Source organism: Pseudomonas sp. OV226 (assembly GCF_003148705.1).
Lineage (GTDB): Bacteria > Pseudomonadota > Gammaproteobacteria > Pseudomonadales > Pseudomonadaceae > Aquipseudomonas.
This window is the reverse complement of the sequence record NZ_QGGS01000004.1, coordinates 421,057-446,451: the sequence shown is the minus strand read 5'-3', so window position 1 is coordinate 446,451 and position 25,395 is coordinate 421,057. Positions and strand designations below refer to the sequence as shown.

Annotated in this window: 14 protein-coding genes and 2 pseudogenes; 9 read left to right on the top strand and 7 right to left on the bottom strand. The window is 55.1% G+C overall.

All coding sequences use genetic code 11. The features are described from left to right. Positions 1-433: 433 nt before the first annotated feature. From C7534_RS10625 to C7534_RS33285, 5 genes are all read left to right on the top strand, one after another. Complete coding sequence (locus C7534_RS10625; RefSeq protein ID WP_442963203.1) at positions 434-2,152, top strand: ShlB/FhaC/HecB family hemolysin secretion/activation protein; 1,719 nt, start codon at positions 434-436, stop codon at positions 2,150-2,152. 25 nt (positions 2,153-2,177) lie between these two features. Beyond that, a complete protein-coding gene (locus C7534_RS10620; protein WP_109785718.1) occupies positions 2,178-11,549 on the top strand; it encodes a two-partner secretion domain-containing protein in 9,372 nt (3,123 codons plus the stop codon). Between the two features lies 1 nt (position 11,550). Then, entirely contained in the window at positions 11,551-12,081 is a 531-nt protein-coding gene (locus C7534_RS10615) for a contact-dependent growth inhibition system immunity protein (RefSeq protein WP_109785717.1), read from the top strand. Positions 12,082-12,265: 184 nt separating this feature from the next. Beyond that, positions 12,266-12,658, top strand: a complete 393-nt coding sequence (locus tag C7534_RS10610; protein WP_177412234.1) for a DUF2846 domain-containing protein — start codon at positions 12,266-12,268, stop codon at positions 12,656-12,658. A gap of 341 nt (positions 12,659-12,999) precedes the next feature. Beyond that, the gene (locus tag C7534_RS33285) at positions 13,000-14,214 is read left to right on the top strand and encodes a zinc-ribbon domain-containing protein (RefSeq protein ID WP_442963202.1); all 1,215 of its coding nucleotides are present in this window, start codon (positions 13,000-13,002) and stop codon (positions 14,212-14,214) included. Between the two features lie 1,140 nt (positions 14,215-15,354). Here the strand turns inward: C7534_RS33285 and C7534_RS32305 are convergent. The 4 genes from C7534_RS32305 to C7534_RS10590 all read right to left on the bottom strand — a co-directional run bounded on the left by C7534_RS32305 (position 15,355) and on the right by C7534_RS10590 (position 21,505). After that, entirely contained in the window at positions 15,355-17,298 is a 1,944-nt protein-coding gene (locus tag C7534_RS32305; protein WP_146206166.1) for a hypothetical protein, read from the bottom strand. Positions 17,299-17,398: 100 nt separating this feature from the next. After that, entirely contained in the window at positions 17,399-19,126 is a 1,728-nt protein-coding gene (locus C7534_RS10600) for a hypothetical protein (protein WP_146206165.1), read from the bottom strand. After that, the gene (locus tag C7534_RS10595) at positions 19,104-20,381 is read right to left on the bottom strand and encodes a site-specific integrase (RefSeq protein WP_109785713.1); all 1,278 of its coding nucleotides are present in this window, start codon (positions 20,379-20,381) and stop codon (positions 19,104-19,106) included. The genes C7534_RS10600 and C7534_RS10595 overlap by 23 nt, the downstream gene beginning before the upstream one ends. Positions 20,382-20,392: 11 nt before the next feature. Then, on the bottom strand, positions 20,393-21,505 hold the full coding sequence (locus C7534_RS10590) for a YifB family Mg chelatase-like AAA ATPase (protein WP_442963201.1): 1,113 nt from the start codon (positions 21,503-21,505) through the stop codon (positions 20,393-20,395). Positions 21,506-21,913: 408 nt separating this feature from the next. Between C7534_RS10590 and C7534_RS33280 the strand changes: the two genes are divergently transcribed. Then, a complete protein-coding gene (locus C7534_RS33280; RefSeq protein WP_442963200.1) occupies positions 21,914-22,033 on the top strand; it encodes a helix-turn-helix transcriptional regulator in 120 nt (39 codons plus the stop codon). Between the two features lie 36 nt (positions 22,034-22,069). Further along, a pseudogene (locus C7534_RS33150) lies at positions 22,070-22,177 on the top strand (HigA family addiction module antitoxin); the annotation flags it as partial. 11 nt (positions 22,178-22,188) lie between these two features. Here C7534_RS33150 and C7534_RS10580 read toward each other — a convergent pair. From C7534_RS10580 to C7534_RS10570, 3 genes and pseudogenes are all read right to left on the bottom strand, one after another. Further along, positions 22,189-22,578, bottom strand: a pseudogene (locus C7534_RS10580) (BRO-N domain-containing protein); the annotation flags it as partial. 1 nt (position 22,579) lies between these two features. Then, complete coding sequence (locus tag C7534_RS10575; protein ID WP_046033372.1) at positions 22,580-22,885, bottom strand: IS3 family transposase; 306 nt, start codon at positions 22,883-22,885, stop codon at positions 22,580-22,582. Positions 22,886-22,998: 113 nt separating this feature from the next. Next, positions 22,999-23,259 (bottom strand): accessory factor UbiK family protein, encoded by a 261-nt coding sequence (locus tag C7534_RS10570; protein WP_046032213.1) that lies wholly within the window; start codon positions 23,257-23,259, stop codon positions 22,999-23,001. A 420-nt stretch (positions 23,260-23,679) separates the two neighbouring features. Here C7534_RS10570 and glnK point away from each other — a divergent pair, with 420 nt between their 5' ends. Then, positions 23,680-24,018, top strand: coding sequence for a P-II family nitrogen regulator (gene glnK, locus C7534_RS10565; protein ID WP_002555808.1), 339 nt, complete (start codon positions 23,680-23,682; stop codon positions 24,016-24,018). 35 nt (positions 24,019-24,053) lie between these two features. Next, positions 24,054-25,391 carry an ammonium transporter gene (locus C7534_RS10560; protein WP_109785711.1) on the top strand — a complete coding sequence of 446 codons (1,338 nt, stop codon included), beginning with the start codon at positions 24,054-24,056 and terminating at the stop codon, positions 25,389-25,391. Positions 25,392-25,395 lie beyond the last annotated feature (4 nt).

The window sequence follows — 25,395 nt, the reverse complement described above, 5'->3', positions numbered from 1 at the left end:
TGTCGCTGGCGCATTCGGTCGCAAGGTTGGCGCAAGCTGACGATACTCTCAGGCTTAGAGCCTTTATCCTCGATCAGTGTCGACAAGCGGAGCTATTTTTACAATCTCTCTAGTTATCAAAAACAAATTTTTGATTGCTTTTCACTGGCTCACATCCCTGCGGCGCCTGATGATTACTTGGTTGTGCGGGCCTCGTCATGGACCAATTGTTAACCGGTGTTGGTACTTTTGAAATGAGCCGCGCTCGCGTAAGCGCACGTTATGTTTTCGGGAAAATTCCCGCGTATTTTTCAGACAAGTCCTACATCTATTCATCTGGCCAGCCCTAACACTCGCTGCTTTTGAAAAGTCTCGGCTTAGTCAATAACAGCGTGTTCTTAACCACTAATTTGGCCCGATCGAGCCAAGCTTACACATCAGGGATGGAGTTGGTATGCGGGCAGTTCACCTCCCAAAGATGTTGTTTTCGTGGGCGCTATTGAGTGGCTTGAGTGCACTCGGTTCAGCCCAAGCCGCGCCCGAACCGAATCCCGGTGATCAGGGCTTGATTCGCGAACGACAGGAGCGCTTGCTCGAACAGCAGCAGCGCCGGCTCGAAGAGCTCAAAACCCTGCCGGGAAAAGCAGTTCAGCCCACCCCGCCCGCGACACCGGCCGACACCCGCTGCTTCCCGATCAAAGACATCGAACTCAAAGGTGCTGGCAGCCTGTCCGCTGCTGAGCGCGAGCGCCTGCTCAAGCCCTACATCGGCCAATGCTTGGGCGTCACCCAGCTCAACGAACTGCTAAAAGTCATCACCGATCACTACATCGACAAAGGCCTGGTCACCAGTCGGGCCTACTTGCCACAGCAGGACTTGTCCACCGGGCACCTGCAAGTACTGGTGGTCGAGGGCAAGCTTGAAGGCTTGAAAGGCGCCGACGGCAGCCAACTGTCGGAGCGCGAACTGGCCATGGCGTTTCCCGGTAAAACCGGCGACTTGGTCAACCTGCGTGAAATCGAGCAACTGGTCGATCAACTCAACCGCTTGCCGTCGAATCAGGCGCAGATGGAATTGGCCCCCGGCAAGGACGTCGGTGGCAGTGAGGTGCTGGTCAAGAACACCCCACAAAAGCCCTGGCGCGTCGGATTGTCCCGCAGCAATGACGGGCAGAAAAGCACCGGCCAGCAGCAGTGGGGCACGACCTTCGATTGGGATAGTCCACTGGGCTTGGCCGATCAAATACTGCTGCGTGGCGGCCATGATGCGGTGAGCGATCACCAGCACACTTCCCACAACGTTTTTTTGAATTACAACCTGCCGTGGGGCTGGTGGAACTTCAATTACAGCTACAGCCAGAGCGAGTACCGCTCACTGGCCGAGGCCAACGGTTTTGATTTCAAACAAACCGGCGACAGCCAGACGCATGCGCTGCGCGCCGAGCGGGTGATCCATCGCGATGCGCTGAGCAAGACTTCGCTCAACGCCGGGGTGTCGACCTTACGCAGCAACAACTTCATCGAAGACAGCAAGCTGGCCCTGAGCAGCAACCGCATCAGTGAAGCGCAGTTTGGCCTCAACCACGGTCGGCGCATCGGCAGTGCCTTCGTCAACCTGGACGTGGGGATGCAGGAGGGCATCGGCGCCTTCGATGCGCAAGCCAACAATCATCCCGGCCCAGGCGAGCCCGACGCCCGTTACCGTAAATACACCGCCACCGTGAGCTACCTGCAACCGTTCAAGCTGTGGGACGAGTCGTTCAGCTTCAGCAGCCTGATGACCGGTCAGCACAGTGAAGACGTGTTGTTCAGTCCGCAGCGTACCAGCCTCGGCGGCCTGTCCTCGATTCGCGGTTATCAGGACCAATCCTTGTCGGGTGACAGCGGCGGCTACTGGCGCAACGACCTGCGTTGGAGCCGCCCGGTGACGCTGGAATGGCTGTACCCGGTGTTCGCCGAATACGGCACCAGTCTGGGGTATGACCAAGGCGTGATCAGCCATGGCCCTTACAACGGCGAGCAGCACGGGCGCCTGTCCAGCAACTCATGGGAGCTGTTTGCCCGTGGTCAGTACCTGTCTGCCAGTGTGACCTTTGCCCACTCCCTGGAACGCCCTGATGCGCTGGCCGAGCGCGAAGCACCGATCTATTTCAGTCTGGGCCTTGCCCTCTAATTTTTGCCTGCCCCGAGATTCTGATATGGACATCCGTCACCTGACTTCGTGTGCCGACCAGCCAGTTAAGGCAGCACAATCTCCTGAGCAATTCTGGGGACTGCCCAAGCGTGGGGTGGCGTTTCTGTTGGCCAACGTCATGTTCTGGCAGCCAGTGTGGGCCCAGGCCGACGGGATTGTGGTCAGTGCACCGGGCACCAGCCTTGGGGTGGCAGGTAACGGGGTGCCTATTGTCCAGATCGCCGCGCCCAATGCCGCAGGCCTTTCACACAACCAGTTCCAGGACTACAACGTCGGCGCCAATGGAGTGATCCTCAACAACGCCACGCTGCGCACACAGTCGACACAGCTGGGCGGGATCATCCTTGGCAACCCGAACCTCAACGGGACCGCCGCGCAAATTATTCTGAATGAGGTCAATGGCGGTCGGCCGAGCCAACTCAACGGCTATACGGAAGTCGCGGGACAATCGGCAAGAGTGATTGTCGCAAATCCGTATGGGATTTCGTGCTCGGGTTGCGGATTCATCAACACCCCTAGGGTCACCCTGACCACCGGCAAGCCAGTGTTGAACGGTGCCGGCGGCCTCGACCACTACCAAGTAGATGGCGGCAGCATCTCGATTGACGGCGCAGGCCTGAACGCCGATAACGTCGACAGCTTCGAAATCATCACCCGCTCGGCCAAGATCAACGCCGATATTCAAGCCAACAACCTGAGCATCATTGCCGGGCGCAACGACGTCAACGCGCAGACCCTGAACGCCACGCCTCGCACCGATGACGGCAGCCTCAAACCACAGTTGGCCATCGACTCGGCAGCCTTGGGCGGGATGTACGCCAACACCATTCGCCTGGTCGGTACAGAGGCCGGGGTCGGCGTGCGCCTGGCCGGCAATCTGGCGGCCAGTGGTGGCGATATCCAGATCAGTGCCAACGGCCAATTGAGCCTGGCGCAGACCGCTGCCACCGGAGCGATCAACGTCAATGCGGCCAGCCTGGAGACGCAAGGTCCGGTGTATGCCGGCACCGCGCTCAACATCCAGACCCAAGGCGGCCTGACCAACCAGCAAAGCCTCGCTGCACGCGACAGTATCAATCTGAGCAGCGGTGGCCTCCTGACGAACAACGGCATTATCGAGTCGGGTATTAATGCCGACAACAGCCGCAACAGCAGCGGTGACGTCAATCTCTCCGCGCAGAGCATTAGCAACACCGGCCACAGCATGATCGCCAGTCGTAACTTGGCGGTCAGCGCGGCGCAAAATTTGAATAATCAAGGCGGCACCTTGAGTGCGCGTAACAGCGCCAATCTCACGACAGGAAGCCTGGATAACCGCAGCCACGGGCAAGTGCTCAGCAGCGGCAACCTGTCGCTGAACACCCAACAGTTGCTCAACAGCCAGGGTCTGATCAGTGCCGCCGGTGGCCTGGGCTTGAGTGTACTCGGCGACTTCGCCAACCAGGGCGGCACCCTGATCGCTGACAGCGATCTGTGGCTGAACGCAGGCAGCGTCGACAACACAGCCGGCCAGATCGCCAGCAAAGGCAATCTGGGGGCGCAGGTCGGAGCGCTAAGCAACCTGAATGGCCAACTGATTGCCCAAGGCGCGCTCAGCCTCGGCGGTTCCACACTGGACAACCGGCAGAACGGGCTGGTTGCCGCCACCCATGGGATTCAGGTCAGTGTCGCGACCATAGATAACCGTGGCGGCGAACTGTCGAGTGCGGCCGGCGTCACCGTGACCGGGCAGCAACTGGACAACAGCCAGGGCGGTCGTGTGCTCGCTGGTGCCGGGCTGAACCTCGGCATCCAACACATCAGCAACAGTGCCCAAGGCCTGCTCTCGGGTACCACCGGGGTGAGCCTGTCGGGTAGTAGCCTGGACAACAGTGCGGGCAGCCTGCGAAGCCAGCGCGACCTTAGCGTCACGCTCAGTGGCGACCTGACCAACAGCGGCGGCCTGCTCAGCAGCGAAGGCCTGCTCACGGTCAGTGCCGCCAGCGTGGCCAACCGTCTCGGCAGCCTGTCCAGTGCTGGCCAGTTGAGTCTTTTTAGCGCTGGGTCGATCGACAACCAAGGCGGGCAACTGGTCACCGATGGCGGCCTCAACCTATCCAGCGGCAACCTGGATAACAGCCAAGGCGGGAGCATCAGCGGTAAAGGCGCGCTTAACCTGTCCACCGGCACCTTCAACAACAACACCAGTAACCTCAGCAGTGGCAGTACCCTGACGCTCAGCGCCGGCCAAGTCAGCAACCAGAGCGCGGGCCGAATCGCCAGCGCAGGCGCTTTGAGTGCCAGCGTCACCGGACTGGACCAGCAAGGCGGGCAATTGTTCAGCAATACCAGCCTGACCTTGGACCTGAACCATGGCCAGTTGAACAACGCCAACGGGCTGATCACCGCGCCACTCCTGATGCTGAACAACCTTCAGGATGTGGGCAACCAGAACGGCGAAATTTCCAGCGCGCAGGCCTTCACCCTCACGGCCAATAGCCTGGACAATAGCAACGGCAACCTGCTCAGCAGTCAGGCGCTAACCTTGCGCATCAATCAAGCTCTGATCAACGTCAAAGGGCTGATCGCTGCTGCGGCCCTCGACGTCCACGCCGTCACTCTGGACAACAGCGGCGGTACGTTAACCAGCCGCGCTGATCTGAATCTGAGCGTCGACGGTCAATTGACGAACCAAAACCAGGGTCTAATCAACGCCACCACCGCGCTCACCATCAGCAGTGCCGGCCTGAACAACCAGAACGGCTCGTTGCTCGGCAGCGCCATTGCCCTTGACTTTGGTACCGCTACGGGCGACCTGAACAACATGGCCGGGTTGATCACCAGCGATGGTCAACTGTCGATCCAACACCTGCGTGATTTGAGCAACCAGGGCGGTGAGATCTCCAGTCAGCAAAGTTTCTCCTTGGCTGGTCGTAACCTCGATAACCGTTCCGGCAAGCTGATCAGCAGCCAGCTACTGAGCGTCGATGCGGCCAAGGTGAACAACCAGGACGGCCTGATCTCGGGCTGGAACAGCCTTCAGGTGAGTGCGGCTGACCTGGACAATCGCAACAACGGCACGCTCTCCAGCCGTAACGGTGACCTGCTGCTGGACGTGAGCGGCAGCGTGCTCAATAACGGTGGCGGTGCCGTGGTCACCCAGAAGCAGTTGACCATCAACGCTTCCGACCTAGACAACAGCCAGGGCGGTATTCTGTCCAGTGGCGGTGGCCAGACCCTGACCGTCGCGGGTCTGCTCAACAACAGCCAAGGCGGCTTGATTGATAGTGGCGCCGGCCTAAGCGTGCACGCCTTGACTCTCGGCAACGCGGCGGGCGTGATCAACGCCCAGCAGGACCTGATTATCAGCGGCACCTCGCTGGATAACAGCTCCGGCCGACTTGCTGGCAATGGTGCGGTCACCCTCAACCTGCTAGGGGTGTTGACCAACACCAACGGCCAACTGGCCAGTGCTGGCCCCTTGTTAATTCAGCACACCAGCCAGATCGACAACCAGGGCGGGCAGATCGCCAGCCAGAGCCTGCTTACCCTGCTTACCGGCGGCCTGGATAACCGCAATCGCGGCACCGTGGCCGCCAGCGGCTCACTGCTGCTGACCGCAAGCGGTGCGGTACAGAACGATAGCGACGGCCTGATCTACAGCCAGCACGCTGACCTACAACTACACGCGGCCAGCCTTACCAACAGCCATGGTGCACTGCAAAGCCAGGACACTTTGGGGCTCGACGTTACAGGAGATATCGATAACCACAGCGGGCGGATAATCGCCCAGGATGGCGACCTGACGCTCAACGCAGGCAATGTCGACAGCCGTGGCGGGGTCTTGGCCAGCTTGCAAGGCGCCTTGACCGCACTGCTCTCTGGTCTGTTGAACAATGGCGTTGACCTGGATAACAACAGTCAGGGCGGGATTACACAGGCCCAGCGCCTGGATCTCAGTGCATTAGGTGGCATCGACAATAGTGGTGGGCGACTCTCGGCGCAAACCGGCGACATCGTGATTCACACCGCCGGCTTCGACAACCGCAACGGCGGCCTGTATGCCGCCGGCCGAATCAATGTCACCGGCAGCGACTTCGACAACAGCAGCGGCGGCCAGGTCGCCGCCCGTCAAATCGACCTGAGCCTGAGCGGAGCGCTCAACAACCGCCAAGGCGTCCTCGAAAGCGACAGCACCTTGGCGATCAGCGCCGCCAGTCTTGATAACCAGACCGGCCAGTTGCGGGCCTTGGGCACCAGCGGCACCACCAACTTTCAGATTGGCGGCCTGTTCGACAACCAAAACGGCACCCTGGAAACCGCCAACACCGACCTCACCCTGAATGCCGCTAGCTTCCTCAATACCGGTGGCAGCCTGTTGCACGTCGGCACCGGCACCTTCGACATTTCCACCGCCAATGTGATCGGGGCAGGGGGTACCTTGGTGACCCGTGGTGGCCTGACCCTCACCGCCGACAGCTGGAACAACAGCAACGTAATTCAGGCCGGGCGCCTGACGGTCAACGTCAACAATTTCAGTCAGACCGGCAGCGGCCAGTTACTGGCTTCCGACAGCTTCATCGGAACGGGCGGCACTTGGTACAACGATGGGCTAATCGCTAGCGATGGCACCTTGGATCTTAACTTGGGTGGGACGTACTGGGGTAATGGGCGTCTGAGCAGCCTGGGCGCTCTGGATGTGAGAGCGGCGCAAATCGGCCTGAGCACTACGGCGAGCATTGTGGGAGGCAGCGACACCACACTCACCGTCGGTGGCGCCCTCAATAACTACGGTCGCCTGACCTCGACAGCCAACTTGGCCATCGTCACTGGGAGCCTCAGCAACTACGGTACCCTGGCCAGCGGCCAAGATCTCACCGTCAGCACTGGCTCGCTGCTCAACGATCACGGACTGATTTCCAGCGGCGGCGATATGCAACTGTTCGCCAGCAGTTTCACCAACAGCTATGCGCAAGTGTACGGCTTTGGCAACGTGCTGATTGCCGGAAATGTGCAGGGTGGCATGGCCGACTTGTTGGACAACCGTTCCGGCAACATCGAGAGCGTGCTGAACCTGACCATCAACGCCATGACCGTCAACAACGTCATGGATGTTCTGCAATACGGTCACGTCAAAAGCAAGGCGACCATTACCCAACTGCCCTGCGAGCTGATTCCTGGGCCAGGTTGCGATGAACGCGGCTGGGGCGGAATCAATGGTCTGTGGCAGATCGACGAAACCGACACCCTGCAAGTGACCAACAGCTCGGCGGCCTCCGGCCTCACCAGTGGCGCGGACCTGTTGATCAATGCCCAGACGCTGAACAACCTCAGCAGCACGATCGCCGCCAGCGGTAACCTGACCGCCAATGCCACGACCATCAACAACACCGGCTTGCAGACCCAGGACATTACGACTACCCGGACCTACTGGAACTACGTCACGCAGATCGGCCAGGCCATCGCAGCAGCCGCCAATTTTAATGCCAAGAACAGCCCCACGCCCTCCGCCACGGTAGAAGCGGACTTGAGCGCGTTTCTCAGTTGGATGGGCGGTGGCCTGCTCACGCATAACAGCACGGTATCGAATACCGGCGACTCATCCTACGCCGCGATTATTCAGGCCGGCGGCAGTGTCAACCTCAACGCCACGCAGACCATTAACAACAGCGTGGTGCGTCCTTACTACGCCTATGTCACCGCCGGCCATACCAACACTGACACCGGTGCCGGCAGTGCCTATGCCACCCATGTGACTATCAACGCGCAGCTACCGCCCAATCTGGCCCAGCAACAGGTCAACCCGACGACGTTGCCCGGTTTCAGCTTACCGACCGGGCAAAACGGTCTGTTCCGCTTGAGCGGGCAAGACACCAGCACCGCCAGCAGCGGTCCGCAAAACTGGAGCGTGGGCGGTGCCGTCATCAGTAACGCGCAGCGTCAGCAGAGCCTACCAGGTGGCCAGCCGAGCACCATCGATCCGAGAACGAGCGGCTCCGGCGCCTCCAGCTTCGCCCGCGTGCAAGGTGTGCCCAGCAATACGGGACATTCCAATCCGCAGAAATACCTGATCGAAACCAATCCCGCTCTCACCGACCTCAAACAGTTCATGAGCTCGGACTATCTGCTGGGTAATCTGGGTTACAACCCGGATGACAGTGCCAAGCGTCTGGGGGATGGTTTTTACGAACAGCAACTGATTCAGCGAGCCATTGTTGCCGGTACCGGCCAACGCTTCATCGACGGCATGACGTCCGATGAGGCGCAGTTCAAATACCTGATGGACAACGCCCTCGCCAGCAAGAATCAACTGAATTTGTCGCTGGGCGTGAGCCTTACCGCCGAACAAGTCGCGGCGCTGACCCATGACATTGTCTGGATGGAAAGTGAAGTCGTCGACGGTCAGACCGTGCTGGTCCCGGTGTTGTACCTGGCCAATGCCAACAACCGCTTGGCCCCTAACGGCGCGCTGATCCAGGGCAGTGACGTGACCCTGATCGCCGGCGAGGATCTGAACAACGTTGGTACCCTCAAAGCCACCCATAACCTGCAAGCCGCCGCCAGCAACAACCTGGTCAACAGCGGTCTGATTGAGGCCGGCAATCGCCTCGATCTGCTGGCGGGTAACGACCTGACCAACAAAGCCGGCGGCATCATCGCCGGGCGCGATGTCAGCCTCACCACCATCAGCGGCGACGTAATCAACGAGCGTACCGTCACCTCGCACAACGCCAGCGGCAATGGCGTCAGCCAGCAACGGGACTTCGTCGACAGCGCGGGACGCATCGAAGCGGCCAACAACCTGAACATCAGCGCCGGGCGCGATGTCAACAACGTCGGTGGGGTATTGCAAAGCGGCCGTGACACCACGATCAGTGCCGGACGCGACGTCAACTTCACCTCGGCTCAGCAAACCGTCAGCAACGACTACGGTACCCATCGCTACGATCAAAGCATCACCCAGTACGGTTCTAGCGTGAGCGTCGGGCAGGATCTGAGCATCCAGGCCGGACGGGATGTGACGGCCATTGCCAGTCAGATCGATGCCCAGCGCGACGTCAGTTTGTCTGCGGGCCGTGATGTCACCCTAGCCTCGGCGGCCAACGAACAGCACAGCTACAACAAGACCGATAAAGACACCAGCCAGGAAGACCATGTTCACCAGGTCGGGAGCGGCATCAATGCCGGTGGCAACGTCACCCTAAGTGCCGGTCAGGACCTGACGCTGATCTCTAGCAAGGTCAACGCCGGGGACGAAGCCTACCTCTCCGCCGGCAATCAGCTGTCAATGCTGGCCGCGCAAGACAGCGACTACTCACTGTACGACATGCATAAGAAAGGTAGCTGGGGCAGCAAGAAGACCCAGCGTGATGAAGTCACCGACGTCGAAAACGTCGGCAGCGAAATCAAGACGGGTGGCAACCTGACCTTGGTTAGCGGTGGCGATCAGCTGTACCAGGCGGCCAAACTGGACAGTGGCAAGGACATCACCCTCGACAGCGGTGGCAGCATCACCTTCGAAGCGGTGAAGGACTTACATGATGAGAGCCATACCAAGAGCGACAGCAACCTGGCATGGCAGTCCTCCGAGGGTAAGGGCAACACCGACGAGACCCTACGTCAGAGCCAACTGGTTGCTCAGGGGCAACTGACGATCAAGGCAGTAGACGGTCTGCATGTCGACATCAAACAGATCGACCAGAAGACCGTAAGCCAGGCCATCGACGTGATGGTGCAGGCTGACCCGAGTCTTGTCTGGTTGAAGGACGCGGAAGCGCGTGGGGATGTGGATTGGCGGCAGGTACAGGAGGTGCATGACTCCTTCAAGTACGACAATTCCGGGCTTGGTCCAGCAGCGCAACTGGCTATTGCGATTCTTGTTACCTACCTGACCTGGGGCGCCGGCAGTACTTTGGTTGGGGCGGCTGCGGACAGTGCCGGCGGCATTGCAGCCAACTCGGTCGCCGCAGCAGTGGCTACCAAGGCGGCCACCAGCACGGTCAACAATCGTGGCAATTTGGGGGCTGTAGCTAAAGATGTCACTTCCAGCGACAGCCTCAAAGGTTATGTCATCGCCGGGGTGAGTGGTGGTATCGGCAATGCCGATATTGCCCTGCAATTGGCGGTCAACTCCGCGCTGAAAACCGTTCTTCAAGGCGGGAAATTCAAGGACAACCTAGCTCAGGCCGCGGTGATGATGGCCGCTGATGCGCTCAGTGGCTACCTCTACCAGAACGTAGGCAATGCGTTGAACGGCAGTGGTTTGGCGACGAAGGTAGCAGTGCACGCCCTCGTTGGGGGATTGATCGGCGAAGCTGCGGGGGGCGACTTCCGCACGGCGGCGTTGGCAGCGGGTGCTAACGAGGCGCTGCTTGAAATGGTCGGCAACCAGATCTTCCCTGGAGATGCCCATGCTCGTGTAGTCGCGATGACGTCCCAGTTGGTTGGGATGACCGTGGCTGCGGCGGCCGGTGGGAGCGCCAAGGATCAGGAGAAAGCAGGCTGGGTGGCGCAACAGGCGGCTGTTAATAATTATTTGCAGCATGACGAAGTGGATAAGCTGGCCCAAGAGTTGGTGGGTTGCCGTGCCAATCCCGATCCAGTGGCGTGCCGTGGCCAGGTGCAGGATAAATATCAAGCCCTGAACGACAGCAAAACCGGTGCGGGACTGAATGACTGCAAAAAAGGGGGGGAAGGTGCGTGTTACGATCAATACGCGGCTGTTGAAGACGGCTCTGCTAAACTCGATTCGTTGCTCAATTCTTTCACGTTGAATGATGCTGAGAAAGACGTTCTTGAGCACTTTCAGAGCATCAACCACGACGAAGAGCGTGTGGCTCACGATGCATGGTTGCAGCCATTCTTGGGAGAATCGGGCGTCATCGGCGGTGCCCTCATTGGCGGTGCGGCGGCACTTGCAGCGGCGGAGAGGGCGGCAGCGACAAAAGCTGCTGGCGCAGCAGGAGCAGTAGACCAGGCCACAACAGGGATTGCGTGGGGTAAGGGTATCCAAAGTCAAGGATTGCCTTGGGAGGATTACTTGGGAACGCAACTGCCAGCAGGATCTCGACTACCACCGAACTTCAAGACGTTTGATTTTTTTGACGAGACCACTGGAATAGCAACCAGTGCCAAAACACTTGATACGACGACTGCTGCCAAAATTGCTAATCCGAGCCAAGTATATTCGTCGCTCAAAGGGAATATTGATGCTGCTGCTAACTTTGTTGAGTCTGGCTTGAAGGGGGTGACAGTTAACTCAAGCCAAATTACTGCTCGGGAATTACAAGTTGCCATTCCTAAAGCCACGACTAACGCTCAATGGGTTCAAATCAATAAAGCGATTGAATATGGTCAAAGCAAAGGCATTACGGTAAAAATCACCAAGGTGAATTAAGATGAATAATGTCGAGAAAACAGCCTGGGCGGATGCAGGAGTCAACAAGGAGTTTATTTACGTTAAAACTTATTCCGGCTATCGGAGTAGCCGAGCGGATCCAAAAGGTGTTGAACACTACGCCAGCCCTGAAATCACTGATCAAGAGTTAGGTGCTGCGATATTGGATGCGTTGGCCCATAGCCGATTTGTGCTTCCCGAGCCGCGTAAGGATGTTTGGATTCATCCTGAAGCTACGTTTGATATGGATTTATACGACTACGAGTTAACCAATCAACGATATGATAAATGGGTTGACAGTACTCTGGAACGATATGGCTACAAGACTAAGCGTGCGTTATTTAAAGACATGAGAAAGTGCAGTATCGAATGCCAAAGTGGTCAGATAACTATTCGCCCCAGTCATCACGAAAAGCTAGAGGCGTGGAGTGGAAAGGGGATAACTGAAAAAGACTATGTCGTTATCTCTTCTAACAGTTCCCCGCGTGAAATTGGTGCAGCGCTTCGTTTGGCTTTTAGTCGCTGCACATAAACGTAGTTTTTGCTTGTTCTGACACCGGCCTCGTGCCGGTGTTGTGCTACCTCCTGAACTCTTAATAACAAACAACCATAACTCTGCAAGGACCGTTTACATGATCAAAGCTCTCTGCAAGGCCATTGTAGCTCTCTCTCTAGGATTGCTGTATGGCTGTGCATCGGCCCCTTCGATGGAAAAAATGCAAGCCGAAGTGGCGCAGTACTCACTACCCAAGCCTCCAATTGCTGATAAAGGGTTGGTGTACGTTGTCCGCCCCAGTAATGCTGGGATGATGGTGCGTTTTAATGTCTTCCTTGATGACAAAGAGGCTGATTCGGAAATGGGTTACAATCGAGGTAACCAATATATCTACTTCTATGTGTCGCCTGGGCAACATGTTATCAGTTCCAAAGCTGAAAACTGGGCAGACATGACCGTCACGGTGAAGGCCGGCGAAGTCATCTACCTCAAACAAGAGGTAGAAGTGGGTGTGGTGATGGCTCGCAATAGTCTGAAAGTGTTGAGTGATGTAGAAGGCCGTTATCTAGTAAAGGACGCCGCGCTCGGTACCGTCGCTAAAGAGAGTAAATGAGTCACGAACTGTAGGCAGTGTAATTTCCTCTACTTCCTGAAATGGTGGGGGGCAACGCCTGCCGATTTACGCCCCCCTTTTCATGGTAGTGGACGCCTCTAATGGGACTCTTTGAATACCCGAGAGCTTGTTATTAAGCGCTGAGTTCATGGCATAGCTACAACGCTTGAAACAAAAGGAAGGGAGCCCGCCACTGGTAGAGTCCTGACTCAGATACAAAAGGATTCAAGCGCCGTTGATTCAGGACTAACGTTACACAATCGTCGAGAGGGCTACCGAAACGCTATGGACGTCCGACAGGCGGGGTCAGCTGTGAATCGTGTTTCGCTCACGAAGCAACAATGGTTCCCCGACTTGCAATAAAAGGGGGCACTCAATACCTATCAACCCTCCTCAAGATCATGGCCGAACACGTTCCTAGAACCATCGAAAGCATGCAGCAACTGGCCATCTCACGCGGAGGATGGTGCCTGTCCGATACCTACCGTAAGCCACTGTCCTGGCGCTGTGCGCACGGTCATGAGTGGCTGGCCACCGCTCCCGACACTATTAAGGGCCGCTGGTGTTCCGTCTGTGCGCGATTTCAGCGACGCAACTTGCGCCTGGAGGAAGCGCAACGTCTGGCGAGTGAGCGAGAGGGGCACTGTCTTTCGACCCACTTTGAATCACTTCATGCCCCCATGGAGTGGCAGTGCGCGCAGAGGCACCGCTGGCAGGCGTCATTGGGGAATATCAAAAGCAATGGGACTTGGTGCCCGACATGTGGTCACTTAAATCAGCGCAGTACGCTGGAAGCCATGCAGCAGCTTGCAAGCCAACGCGGCGGTCGTTGTTTGTCCAAGGTCTATGTCGATCGTAAAAGCGCCTTGATCTGGGAGTGTGCCAAAGGGCATCGCTGGGAGGTGGCTCCTCGCATAATCCTGCGCGGGCATTGGTGCGCAATCTGTGCCCAAGATCCTCATCGCTACACCCTGGAGCAGATGCAGGCCGTTGCCCGAGCGCGTGGTGGCGAGTGTTTGTCCTCAAGCTACGTCAACATCCTCACGCAGCTCACCTGGCGTTGCGAGCAGGGCCATACCTGGAATTCTGCACCGACTAACATAATAAGTGGCTGCTGGTGTCCCCAGTGTGATCGCGACAGCAAACGCAGCAATATTGAAGCCATGCAGGCCCTCGCTCAGCTGCGTGGGGGGGGCTGCTTGTCTCCAGCCTATAACGGCCTCCGGGGGCGACTCACCATGCGCTGTGCACTAGGCCATATATGGGACGCCACTGCCGCTAATATCCGATTAGGCCACTGGTGTCGTCAGTGTGTTAGCGGCCATCGGCGCGGCACCATTGAAGCGATGCAAGCCATGGCTCAGGATCGTGGAGGTCGATGCCTGTCGGAGCGTTATGTTAATTCACAAAGCAAATTGAAGTGGTTGTGCAGTATGGGGCACTCCTGGCTAGCGGCCCCTGCCTACGTTACGCAAGGCACTTGGTGTCCACAATGCGCGCGCCTGAACAGCTGCCGTAAAAATAGCTCTCGCCGCAAGTATCTTCCGGCGAGATAGCGGCCTTCGACCGTGGCCAGCTTCTGTTCTATGCTCGACCGGAGGCTGTAGTTTTTAACGATGCATCTATGGACAGAGTGATGCATTTTCCAATATTAAATACGTTCCCACATGGACATATCAAACTCTCCTAATCGGCCTCAACTTCAATGGCTTGCGATGTCCGCAGGCATACACCTTACCCTTACGAATATAAGGGATAGGCAAACGGTTATATTTATGACTAATAGCACGATAAGAGTGGGGAGTTAATGAGATGGTCACCCCCGACACCCTGCGAGGGATACGTTTTCGCAGGGTGTTTTTATTTCGGAGGCCATCATAATGAGCAAGTTAGCAATGGTCGGTATCGACCTCGGCAAACATATTTTTTTGCCTTCACGGTCAAGATAAGCCGGGCCGTAAGTGGTACCCGCCTTCGAGGGCGAACAAGGTTCGGTGCTTGGGCGTCTATTAGTAGTCAGGTTGTCTCACCTCTTTGTCGTACCGACCTCGCAGCGTTTCCAAAAGCAATTCTTTGCGCAACTCGACTTCGATTTTCGTCAGTGACATCGGCGGATAGCCGCTGAGGTGGGCGTGACAGCCCGGACGCTGCGCAGGACTTCTTCCCGTCCCCACCATAAGCTTCAGGTCGTTCTCTATCGGTCATCACTACGGCGATTGATAAGTCAAACCAAAATACAAAAGGGTGTCCAAGGCCATGCAATTATGCACCTGACACACGGTTGTTAGTTTACCCCCGCTCGAAAGGGGCTTACGTTACTGGGAGGCCTGCCTGCCTGAAGCCGGGCGTTCTCTTGAAGCAATTCCAGTATCAGTGCGTCAGCACTCGCTAATAGGCTCAGAGCGTTATCGCGCTGTGCTTTAATTGCGAGAAATCTCTCTTGCAGATTACGACGGTTACTGCGCTGTGATTGCCCTGCTTGCGCGGGCCGCGCGCTTTCTTCAACCCAATCTTGGATCTGCGCAATCAGGGAAGGAAAACGTGATTTCTTTAATGCGGAAGGGTCAAGACCTGCCTCTCTGGATACATTATTCTGAGTTACCGGGGAACCTTTCGGAAGAAGTTTAGGCACATTAAGCTTTAGCCTCTCGAAGGCCGCAGTAAATGCAGCCTCTGCTCGGCCGATTTTTGGTGTGTCAGGAGATCGTAATGACATTAATTGCATTCTCCACTGCAAGTATTTGTTGTTTTAATGAAGTATCTAATGGGGTCCCTGGTTCAGCGCAAGCTATACGAGCATCAATATGCGTCCTCAATGCCATGATTCTTGGAAGCATTTGTTTATCATAGAGCGCCGATTCGCATGCTGATCCACCGCCTCCTCCACAGCGTGCCACATGTTCAAAGCCTCCGTATTCACAAGGGCCATCATTCATGCAAGCACCCAAAAACATTGGCCTATAGTTAATCAAGCCTTTCTTCGCGTCCCGGGCTAAAGCGATGTGGTCTTTCTCTGAGATAAAAGAAGTCAACTGCTCTTTTCGCTTATCCCCATGGGGGCTAATAAAACGAGGAGAGGTCACCAGTAACAGTTCCTTAGCCATCATCTCGTAGACTGTTTTAATATATTCATTTGTCGATGAGCCATTCAGTCCGAATTTCAAATGGTAGTATCCGCTACCATAATATCGTGACATGGCGCGAGTAGCATGTTTTAGTTGATATTGAAGAGAGCTGTCGCTAACCAGGCCCGATCCAGTCATGTTAACTGCACCTGTCCTTCGTAGCTGATGCCACCCCAATGGCCATACTTTACCTATAGCGAAATCAGTCGGGTCAAGTGTCGGGGTTACAAGTAAGGCGATTTGTAGGTCTTTGGCTGTTACCTTCATTTTCTCAGGGTCAAAAAGCTTGGTGTTTGTCTGAAGCGTCGCAACATAAGATGAAATTTTTGGACGGATGTCTTGGGTATATTCAAGCCCCTTAGATTTCCTTCTCCAAGGTTCAGAAGGTCGTTGGAATAGATAAGGCTCCTCGGTGTAATTTTTATTGCAAGGCGTCTCAGGATTGGCGATCAGTGCTTTGATTCGAAGGTTTGCAATTATCGAAAGGGCAACTATCGCTGTTTTCACAGATGGAGCGGTGATCCACCTTGCATCATCATCTTTTACGGTTTTTGTTGTCACGCCAGTTAACATATATATATCTTCGCCAATATCTTCATCACGTTCTATCGTGAGTGAACTGGCCTTCAAAGAAAAAACCTCTTCAAAACGCATCAAAGAAAAATTGATAATGTAAGCATTTCCCACGAGGCTGACCAAGTTGAAATAGCTTGAGAATGCCGCCGCACCGCCTTTCTCAAGGTTGGGGATCCACCGATCGAGTAAGCTGTAGATTCCAAATTTTTTGGCAGTTTCTATGAATGGTCCGTGGAATATCGCATGAGGATATCTATCCTCATGCCGTAGATTGTTTATGCTAAATGGCCTTAACTGAGCGGAAAAATTTTGGGAGCATGCTTTTGCTAGAGAGCCCGCATTATGCACGTAGGCGTCAATACAAAATTCGTAACATTTAATAATTTGCTCGGAATGCTGATTGAAGTCATCGAGACAAGCCTTGAGTCTTGAGACTTGATAACTCCATATTCTTGGTGGGATATAGGCTGTCTGCCCTTTAGGTGTATTAACGATGTTCTTAGAGAGATTTTGTAAATCAGTAGGGGAGAGCACATGAAAACCGAGATTTTCTCGGCTTTCCCAAATTTGATGGCATAAAAGTATAAAATCCTTCGCGGAATTGGATGAAATATGTTTCGCTAGTTCTTCTAATACTAGCGGGTAGCGGGATAGGTCGGTTACGTTAATATTCTGTTTAGAACAGAACACAAACACCGGCCGAATCGATGTGAATACATCAATCAAGCGCCTTGGTGTCCGTGTTTTACCCCTGCGGTAAAGCCACCAAATTACTATTAATTTTAGTGTTAGGCTATTTGTTGGAGTATTTCCAAAATCATCTTTTCGTCGGCGTCCATCTCCAAAATTCAAGTTGAAGATGTAGCCGATCCAGATCGTGACATTCCATATGGAATCTTCAAATCTACTAATAACCTCGCCGTTCGTATCGACTACCACAGGAAAACTCCGGCTCGGCGGCCACTCAGGCGGCCCGAAGTTTGCGGCCTCAGGATTTACCATTACATGGTCTAAAGCTAGGTTTCCAAACTCTGGGCCACTATGCAAAGGATATCTCCATTAGTTCGATAATTCCGGCAAACATAGGATGGAATCGTTCCTCTCGTATTCTGATCTCGGCTTCATGTTTCCAATCCTTGCGAGTAGCGCTGCCCAAAGAGAAACGCTCAAGTCTTTCTGTAATCCTGTCAATTAAAAGTTTGGTCGGATGCTCTCCTATATTGCTCCTCGCTCCGCGAAACCTTTCAATTTCGCGAACTTTTAGTGCTCTGTATGTCATCAATGACCATGCATAGTCAAAGCTATCTACATCCCGATGAAATGAACAGAATAAACAGCCCGCCGCATTGATGCAGTCCGCTTGAGGGGAGTCTTTGTGCGCATCCGAAACTTGGAGGAACTCAAGGCTGAGGCTTGCACATGCTCCGGGACTGGGAGGAGTGGTTAACGACTCAACCGACCGATGAAAGTTTGAAATTTCCGCTGCGGCGGATTGATGATGGGGTTTTTCATATACATGAATAAGGGTCTTGGCCGTATGTTGGCTCATCTCCGCTGTCAGGTTAGGATCTCGGCTTCTTCTTAAAATCCAATTTGCGCGTGTGTTTCGCAACGCGGATGGCGGGAAATATTTTACGCCCAATTGTTTACATCTAAAAATTATCGCGTGAAAGCTAGGCGTGAAGTGAATAGAGGGAATTTGATATTTCGGGAAAAATGGAAAAAGCCTTTCGTCTTCTTCGGAGAGAATTTTATCAAGCCACTCTAGATAACGCTCGAAAATTATCCTGTACTCTTTATATATTCTGAATTCAACCTCGCCCTGCTTGCGACCTTTAAATACCCTGAACACATCAAGCTCATGATTTACGGTTTGGTATCTGAAGGTTCCGCGTTTCATTTTACAAGCCTGAGTAAGGTTCAATCCTGTTTGCGATATAAAAATTAAGATCTCAATTTCTACGCGAAGATTAACAAGCGGCAACCTTGTTTTAAGGCTTAGGTCAGCATCAGTTCTTTTACTCCTGTGCCTATACCGATATTTTGTCCCTTCTTTGCTCGTTCCTGGTCTGGGACCAATGGGCTTAGGGTAACCCGACCATTCCTCCAATACTTGGCCACTAGTTAAGTGTATAAATAGAGGCAGTGGTTGGGTTATCGATTCATAGCTTAACTTGTCAGATAGTTCTAAGAGTAAATGGCCATAATCAAATGATTGCTGGAGATTCTGCTTATCTGCCTGTGTGCCCAAGACGCGTTTTTTTTGACTTTCGGCAGAAAGCCTTGTCTTGTGTAAAGGACCTACTCTAGTATTCTGAATTCGTGCAATATAAAGATCTAAAACCTTAGCGTATCGGTACGCAGTCATGTGCTTCAAATCTTTTACTACCTTGACTCTATGCAGCAGTTCCTCAGTCCAGGCACTGAATATAGTATCGACATTATCATAGGTAATATCTTCGGCCTTGGAATCTGCCCAAGCATAGAAGATTAAAATGGCACGGATTCGTGAGAAAATCGTCGGTTGCCGAAGTCCCCTAGCCAGGTCGCTAAGAATACTCTCATGAAGCAGTTTGACAAAAGGGAGGCGCCGGAGAGTTCGGGTTTGATCGCTTTCCCTGTGCATAATCTGCGGATACAGGTTCCTTGGTGTGATCGCGCCACCTAGCCGAGTTAAGACGATGAAGTCATATGGCCATTCATGAGTGCCGTACGCCATAGATGGAAAATCGAGTTTGAGGTATTTATTCTCCATAGTTTTGCTCATCGATCCTCATGATACCTAGAAATTTTCGGGTGAACTCGTTCGCTAAAGCACTCATTTCAGCGTGGGACTCTATGAATTTGATGTATCCTAAGGTTGTTTTTTCATCCTTGTGCAACAACGCTCCCTTTACTAGGGTTATGGCGTCGCTTACAGTAAGATGCTTTAGTGCGGCGCGCGCTAATTCAGTAGCAAATGTGCATCTAGTGCGGTGGAAATGAAAGCCACTGAAAGCATAGATGCCTTCACTCAATCCTTTACTTCTGAGCCTCCCCAGTTCAACGTTTATCGATTTTGCTCCGTCGATTGTTGCATATGGGGCTCCAAATCTAGAGAGAAACACTAGGTTTGAATTTTCCTTCCTAGCCAGAGCTACTCTTTTTAGTCGGCGGCCGCTGTAAATATAAGATTTAAGTTTTTCGAGATCCCCTTTGTTTATTAGAACCTGACCTGTTACCCCGAACTTTGTCGCAACGGGTGGGTGCGCACCTGGGCCTACTGCCAAGCAATAGAACCCCTCTAAAGTTGGCGAGGGTGTTGCGCGACTGATCGTTGCAACCCTAAGGTCTATAAGTGTGCCGATGCGCATTCCTGTTCCAAACCCTAACTGTATTAATAGAGAGAGTTCTTCGCTCGCCCATTCCTCAGCGGCTGTGATGATGTTTGGGACTTCTGCGGCAGGAACAGGAATTAGACCATCTTCGAGCTTTGTAAATGAAGACTTCTTGTTTGGAATACTCAAGTTGGTACTTTCAACGGACATTGTTCGCTCTAGCCCAAATTTGTCGACTAGCCTTACTCCCACAGCCTTATCGGTCCACATGGGCCAATCTGAGGCGATCAGGCCTGAGATTACAGCCCATCTGTAGAACCTAATGACTCTTGCCATGCGCTGTTGCGCGGTTGATGGAGCTAACTCACCCCTATCGACCAAAGCAACTAAAAAGCCCCTAAAGCGAATCAGGCAGCGGTCTTGTTCTCGGGCAGGGAAATGGAACCACGCGATCTGTTCACTTTCGAGCCACTTAGCGTATGCGTGTAGATGCGTCATCGTTGAGATGATGGTTTTCCTCGTGATGGTTCGCAATTCACAGCGCTGTGTGGCCCATAGATTTGGCTCTCTCCAGGGCGAACCATCAGCCCAGCAAATTTGGGGTAGGGGTATGCCTTCTTTGTCATCTGCGTTCGCCCATACCACCTCGCTCTCTCTGAGGTCCGCGCGCTTTCTCTGATAGTTAATCGTTTCTAAGGTTGCCATCCAATATCCCGTCACCGTTTGTGATGTCCATGCAAATGCATGTAGCGCCTGTCTCTAAGCCCCGCCATGTTACCTGTGCAACAACAAGGATTCATCGCCGCGACCAATTGAAAGCGGGCGGGGAATCTCACACGGTCCTTGGCCCGGGAAATCACGATATGGCCGGATTCCAGCGGCTCCCTTAACACCTCCAATACCTTGCGATCGAATTCCGGGAGTTCGTCGAGGAACAGTACGCCGTGGTGGGCGAGGGTGATTTCGCCAGGTTGCGGTTTCGAACCGCCGCCAACCAATGCCGGCCCGGAGGCTGAGTGATGAGGTTGGCGGAACGGTCGTTGTGGCCAATGGCTCAAGGGCACGCAACTGGAAACTGACTGGATTGCCGCGACCTCCAGTGCCTCATTTTCAGCCAGTGGCGGTAACAATCCCGGAAGACGGCTGGCCAACAACGTTTTCCCAGTCCCCGGCGGCCCGCTGAACAACAGGTTATGTGCCCCTGCCGCGGCAATCAGCAAGGCGCGTTTGGCCGAGAGTTGTCCCTGCACTTCATTGAGGTCGGGATAGGGTTTGCTGGCGTAGAGCAAACCATTGGAAACGTAAGGCTCGACCGGTGTGTGCCCATTAAAATGCGCGACCGCTTCCAGCAAATGATCCACCGCGATCACCTTAAGCCCTGAGGCAAGGCATGCCTCTTCGGCATTTGCCCGCGGCACCATTAGCGACCGCCCGGCCTTACGCGCCGCCAATGCCGCCGGCAATACCCCACGCACGGCTCGTACAGCGCCCGAGAGCGCGAGCTCTCCCAGGCATTCCACATCATCCAGCGTCAACGTCGGCACCTGCACACTGGCGGACAGAATCCCCAAGGCAATCGCCAGATCAAACCGGCCACCGTCCTTGGGCAAATCCGCCGGGGCGAGATTCAACGTGATGCGCCGCGCCGGGAATTGCAGTCCGGAATTGATGATCGCGCTGCGTACGCGGTCCTTGCTTTCCTTCACCGCCGCCTCCGGCAAACCGACCATGGTCAGGGATGGCAAACCGTTGGCCAGGTGGACTTCAACGGTAACGGCAGGCGCATCCACGCCGATTTGGGCGCGGCTGTGGACGATGGAGAGGGACATGGTCGTTCCTTGAGTGGTACGGGGGCCGCTTCCTGCGGGTTTTTGAAGGGTAGTCGTGGAGTCTGGCTGGAGAGGTGGGAAATCTTCGCAAGATATTGCAGGTTCGCATGATCTGTAGCAGCTGGCGCAGCCTGCGTTCGGCTGCGCAGCAGTCGTAAATTCGACAGGCAAAGTTTACCTGACACACCGTGTACTTTGATTACGACTGCTGCGCAGCCGAACGCAGGCTGCGCCAGCTGCTACAAAGGTTGCGTCGGGGCTGGTACTGGGTGCAATCCGCTGCATGGACGTTGGTTTTGTAGGACTGTGCCGAGATACATGAGGGACGTCGGCCAAAGCGCACGGGCGCTCTTGTGCGCTCGAGGGAGCTGCTTATGATCACAGCAGATCAAACCCTCAGGAGGGGAAATGAACACAAATGGAATGCGGCCGATTCATCCCGGCGAAATCCTTGAGAAGGAGTTTCTTGAGCCGTGGGGTATTTCGGTGGCTGATCTTCAGGGCCGGGTGCGGATGTCCCCGTTTTAATTGCGTGAGTTGATGGCGCAGAACATCCGTGTCGGCCCTGAACTAGCCAAGAAGCTTTCCATTCACCTGAACACCACAATCGAATTCTGGCTGAATCTGCAATCGACCCACGATGTGCGGATCGCCGAAATTGGCCGTGGTTGAGCTTCGGAAGCTCAAAACGATTGGAGTACTCGCGAAGCACGCTTCCACCATGGTTCGTTCACTGCGCGGTGTGATCGTTCTTGGTCCGGTAGTACGTGTGGCACATCCTGCAACCGAATCCACGGCTGGTTATTCCAGTGCAGCAAACTCAACGACATCTGCGGCCAGTTCAGCAGGCTCAGGATCGGGCGTTCGGTTGAGGTGGATTGTTGAGCGTCTCTTAGGGTTGGAACTACTTCGTGAGTCAGCCATTCGCGCAGACCGCGGTGTTCGGGGCAGTAGTGGTAGATCAGTAATGCGTAGACGCCGGATTCGCTGATCAGCAGGGTGTTTTCGATGACGCCGTGGATGAGCATTCGTGCGGTTTGACGCTGGTCGGGGGCGAGCTTTCGGACGGTGCGATCATCGAAAACGATCGGGATCCGACATCAAGAGAGCGGTAGCCTTTTTTAGGATATCGGCTTCCATCTCCATGCGCTTGATCTTGGCTTTTAGTTCCTGGATCTGGCGCTGATCTTCGGTGATTGCCTTGGTGCCTTTGACTGGCTGCCCTTCACGTTCCTTACGAACCTGATCGACCCAGCGCCGTAAAGCGGTGGGCCCGATATCCAGCGATGCACAAACATCTGAAACCGGGCAGTTATCATCAAGCACCATGCTGGCAGCATGAAGCTTGAACTCGCGCGTATAGACCTTTCTTTCGTTCATGGAGCCTCCAAGTTGGCGAAATCATATCGCCCTTAAGAGGTGTCCGAAATTATTAGGCCAGTTCAAGCCCGCTCCCACAGGGGATCGCATTGCACAGGGGGGGGCTTGGGGCGTTACTCAGCCGGCGGATTCAGCTTCGCTTCCAGCTCCGCCACTTTCGCCTCAAGACTTTCCAGCCGTGCACGGGTGCGAGCCAGCACAACCATCTGACTATCAAATTCTTCCCGGCTGACCAGGTCGAGCTTGCTGAAACCGCTCTGCAACAACGCCTTGAACTGGCTTTCGATTTCGCTTTTCGGCAGCGGGGTTTCGCCGCTGAAGAGGCGGGAGGCGGTGCCTGTCAGGGCGTCGAGGAAGTCTTTGGGCGCGAGCATGATGAGTGTCCTGGAAACAATGGCGGGCAGTGTATCACGCAGTGTCTATAGTCAATTTCGACTGGCAACCAGCGCACGCTTTTCGCGCATGCGGACGGACGGTGACGCACTGTTGTTGTGCGTTAGTTCCGGAGTAATTAAGGGCGGTGGCTTGCAGTATTGGCCAAGGGATTGAATTCAGTAGGTTTTGGCGAGATGGCAAGGTTTCTGCTTAGTGACTGTTAACCCATGCACTGATGCAGTCGCTGTGACGAATGCAGTGCGCCAGGCGAAACGGGGGAAGTGTTTCGTACGGGGTGGTTAGCTGGGGTCGGACGGGCATCCAAGGCCGACGATGCGTTACAAAGCCAGGCACTGCGCTTAGACTTGAGTCGGGTTTGTTTTCCTGGGGCAAGTCCACCAATTCGGGAGAGAGTTTTCATGAAGCTAGTCACTGCCATCATCAAGCCGTTCAAACTGGACGACGTACGCGAGTCGCTGTCCGAGATCGGCGTGCAGGGCATTACCGTTACTGAAGTCAAAGGCTTCGGTCGGCAGAAGGGTCACACCGAGCTGTATCGCGGCGCGGAGTACGTGGTCGATTTTCTGCCCAAGGTGAAGATCGATGTCGCCATTGATGACAAGGATCTGGACCGGGTTATCGAGGCGATAACCAAGGCCGCCAACACCGGCAAGATCGGTGACGGCAAGATCTTTGTGGTGAATCTGGAACAGGCGATTCGCATCCGTACCGGCGAAACCGATACCGACGCGATTTAAGCCGCCACAAACCCAACGCCCCAGGAGAAAACAATATGACTCTGCGTAAATTCGCAGGGCTTGGAGCCCTGTTGTCCATCGTAATGCCCGGCCTGGCTTTGGCGGCAGATCCGGTGGCACCTCCAGTCCTGAACTCCGGCGACACCGCCTGGATGCTGACCTCGACAGCCCTCGTGCTGTTCATGACCATTCCCGGCCTCGCGCTGTTCTACGGTGGCATGGTCCGGTCCAAAAACATTCTTTCCGTGATGATGCAGTGCTTCGCCATCACCGGTCTGGTCACTATCCTGTGGTTCCTTTATGGCTACAGCATGGCGTTTGACACGACAGGTATGGAAGCAGGCGTCGTCAACTACAACTCCTTTGTCGGCAGTCTCGCCAAGGCTTTCCTCGCCGGTATCACACCGTCGAGCATTACCGGGCCTGCAGCGCTGTTCCCTGAGGCGGTTTTCGTCACCTATCAGATGACCTTTGCGATCATCACCCCGGCGCTGATCGTCGGTGCGTTCGCTGAGAGGATGAAGTTCTCCGCGATGCTGGTCTTCATGGGCCTGTGGTTCACCGTGGTTTATGCGCCAATCGCGCACATGGTCTGGAGCGGTCCGGGTTCGCTGTTGGGCGATTGGGGCGTGCTGGACTTCGCCGGTGGCACCGTGGTGCACATCAACGCCGGTATTGCAGGGCTTGTAGCGTGCCTGGTACTGGGCAAGCGTAAAGGCTTCCCGAGCACTCCGATGGCTCCGCACAACCTCGGTTACACCCTGATGGGCGCGGCCATGTTGTGGGTCGGCTGGTTCGGCTTCAACGCCGGTTCCGCGGCTGCCGCCAACGGCACTGCCGGTATGGCGATGCTGGTTACCCAAATCGCAACCGCTGCCGCTGCACTGGGCTGGATGTTCGCCGAGTGGGTCACCCACGGCAAACCAAGCGCGCTGGGTATCGCCTCGGGTGTGGTCGCCGGTCTGGTGGCAATTACTCCGGCTGCCGGCACCGTCGGCCCGATGGGTTCGCTGATCATCGGTCTGGCAGCAGGCGTGGTGTGCTTCTTCTGCGCCACGACCCTGAAACGCAAACTCGGCTATGACGACTCCCTGGACGCCTTCGGTGTACACGGTATCGGCGGTATCCTCGGCGCGATCCTGACCGGTGTGTTCGCTGCACCGTCCCTGGGTGGCTTCGGCACCGTGACCGACATCGCCGCACAAGTGTGGATTCAGTGCAAAGGCGTAGGCTTCACCGTGATTTACACCGCCATCGCCACGTTCGTCATCCTCAAGGTAGTGGATGCGGTGATGGGCCTGCGGATCAACGAAGAAGAAGAAGCGGTGGGCATCGACCTGGCACTTCACAACGAACGCGGCTACAACGTGTAAGTAC

Excerpts from the sequence above, each read along its gene's own strand:
- C7534_RS33280 (WP_442963200.1), top strand. The coding sequence starts at position 21,914 with ATGAACACAAATGGAATGCGGCCGATTCATCCCGGCGAAATCCTTGAG.
- C7534_RS10590 (WP_442963201.1), bottom strand. The coding sequence starts at position 21,505 with ATGTCCCTCTCCATCGTCCACAGCCGCGCCCAAATCGGCGTGGATGCG.
- C7534_RS10625 (WP_442963203.1), top strand. The coding sequence starts at position 434 with ATGCGGGCAGTTCACCTCCCAAAGATGTTGTTTTCGTGGGCGCTATTG.
- C7534_RS10610 (WP_177412234.1), top strand. The coding sequence starts at position 12,266 with ATGCAAGCCGAAGTGGCGCAGTACTCACTACCCAAGCCTCCAATTGCT.
- C7534_RS10570 (WP_046032213.1), bottom strand. The coding sequence starts at position 23,259 with ATGCTCGCGCCCAAAGACTTCCTCGACGCCCTGACAGGCACCGCCTCC.
- C7534_RS33285 (WP_442963202.1), top strand. The coding sequence starts at position 13,000 with ATGGTTCCCCGACTTGCAATAAAAGGGGGCACTCAATACCTATCAACC.
- C7534_RS10595 (WP_109785713.1), bottom strand. The coding sequence starts at position 20,381 with ATGGCAACCTTAGAAACGATTAACTATCAGAGAAAGCGCGCGGACCTC.
- C7534_RS10615 (WP_109785717.1), top strand. The coding sequence starts at position 11,551 with ATGAATAATGTCGAGAAAACAGCCTGGGCGGATGCAGGAGTCAACAAG.
- C7534_RS10620 (WP_109785718.1), top strand. The coding sequence starts at position 2,178 with ATGGACATCCGTCACCTGACTTCGTGTGCCGACCAGCCAGTTAAGGCA.
- C7534_RS10560 (WP_109785711.1), top strand. The coding sequence starts at position 24,054 with ATGACTCTGCGTAAATTCGCAGGGCTTGGAGCCCTGTTGTCCATCGTA.
- glnK (WP_002555808.1), top strand. The coding sequence starts at position 23,680 with ATGAAGCTAGTCACTGCCATCATCAAGCCGTTCAAACTGGACGACGTA.
- C7534_RS10575 (WP_046033372.1), bottom strand. The coding sequence starts at position 22,885 with ATGAACGAAAGAAAGGTCTATACGCGCGAGTTCAAGCTTCATGCTGCC.
- C7534_RS10600 (WP_146206165.1), bottom strand. The coding sequence starts at position 19,126 with ATGAGCAAAACTATGGAGAATAAATACCTCAAACTCGATTTTCCATCT.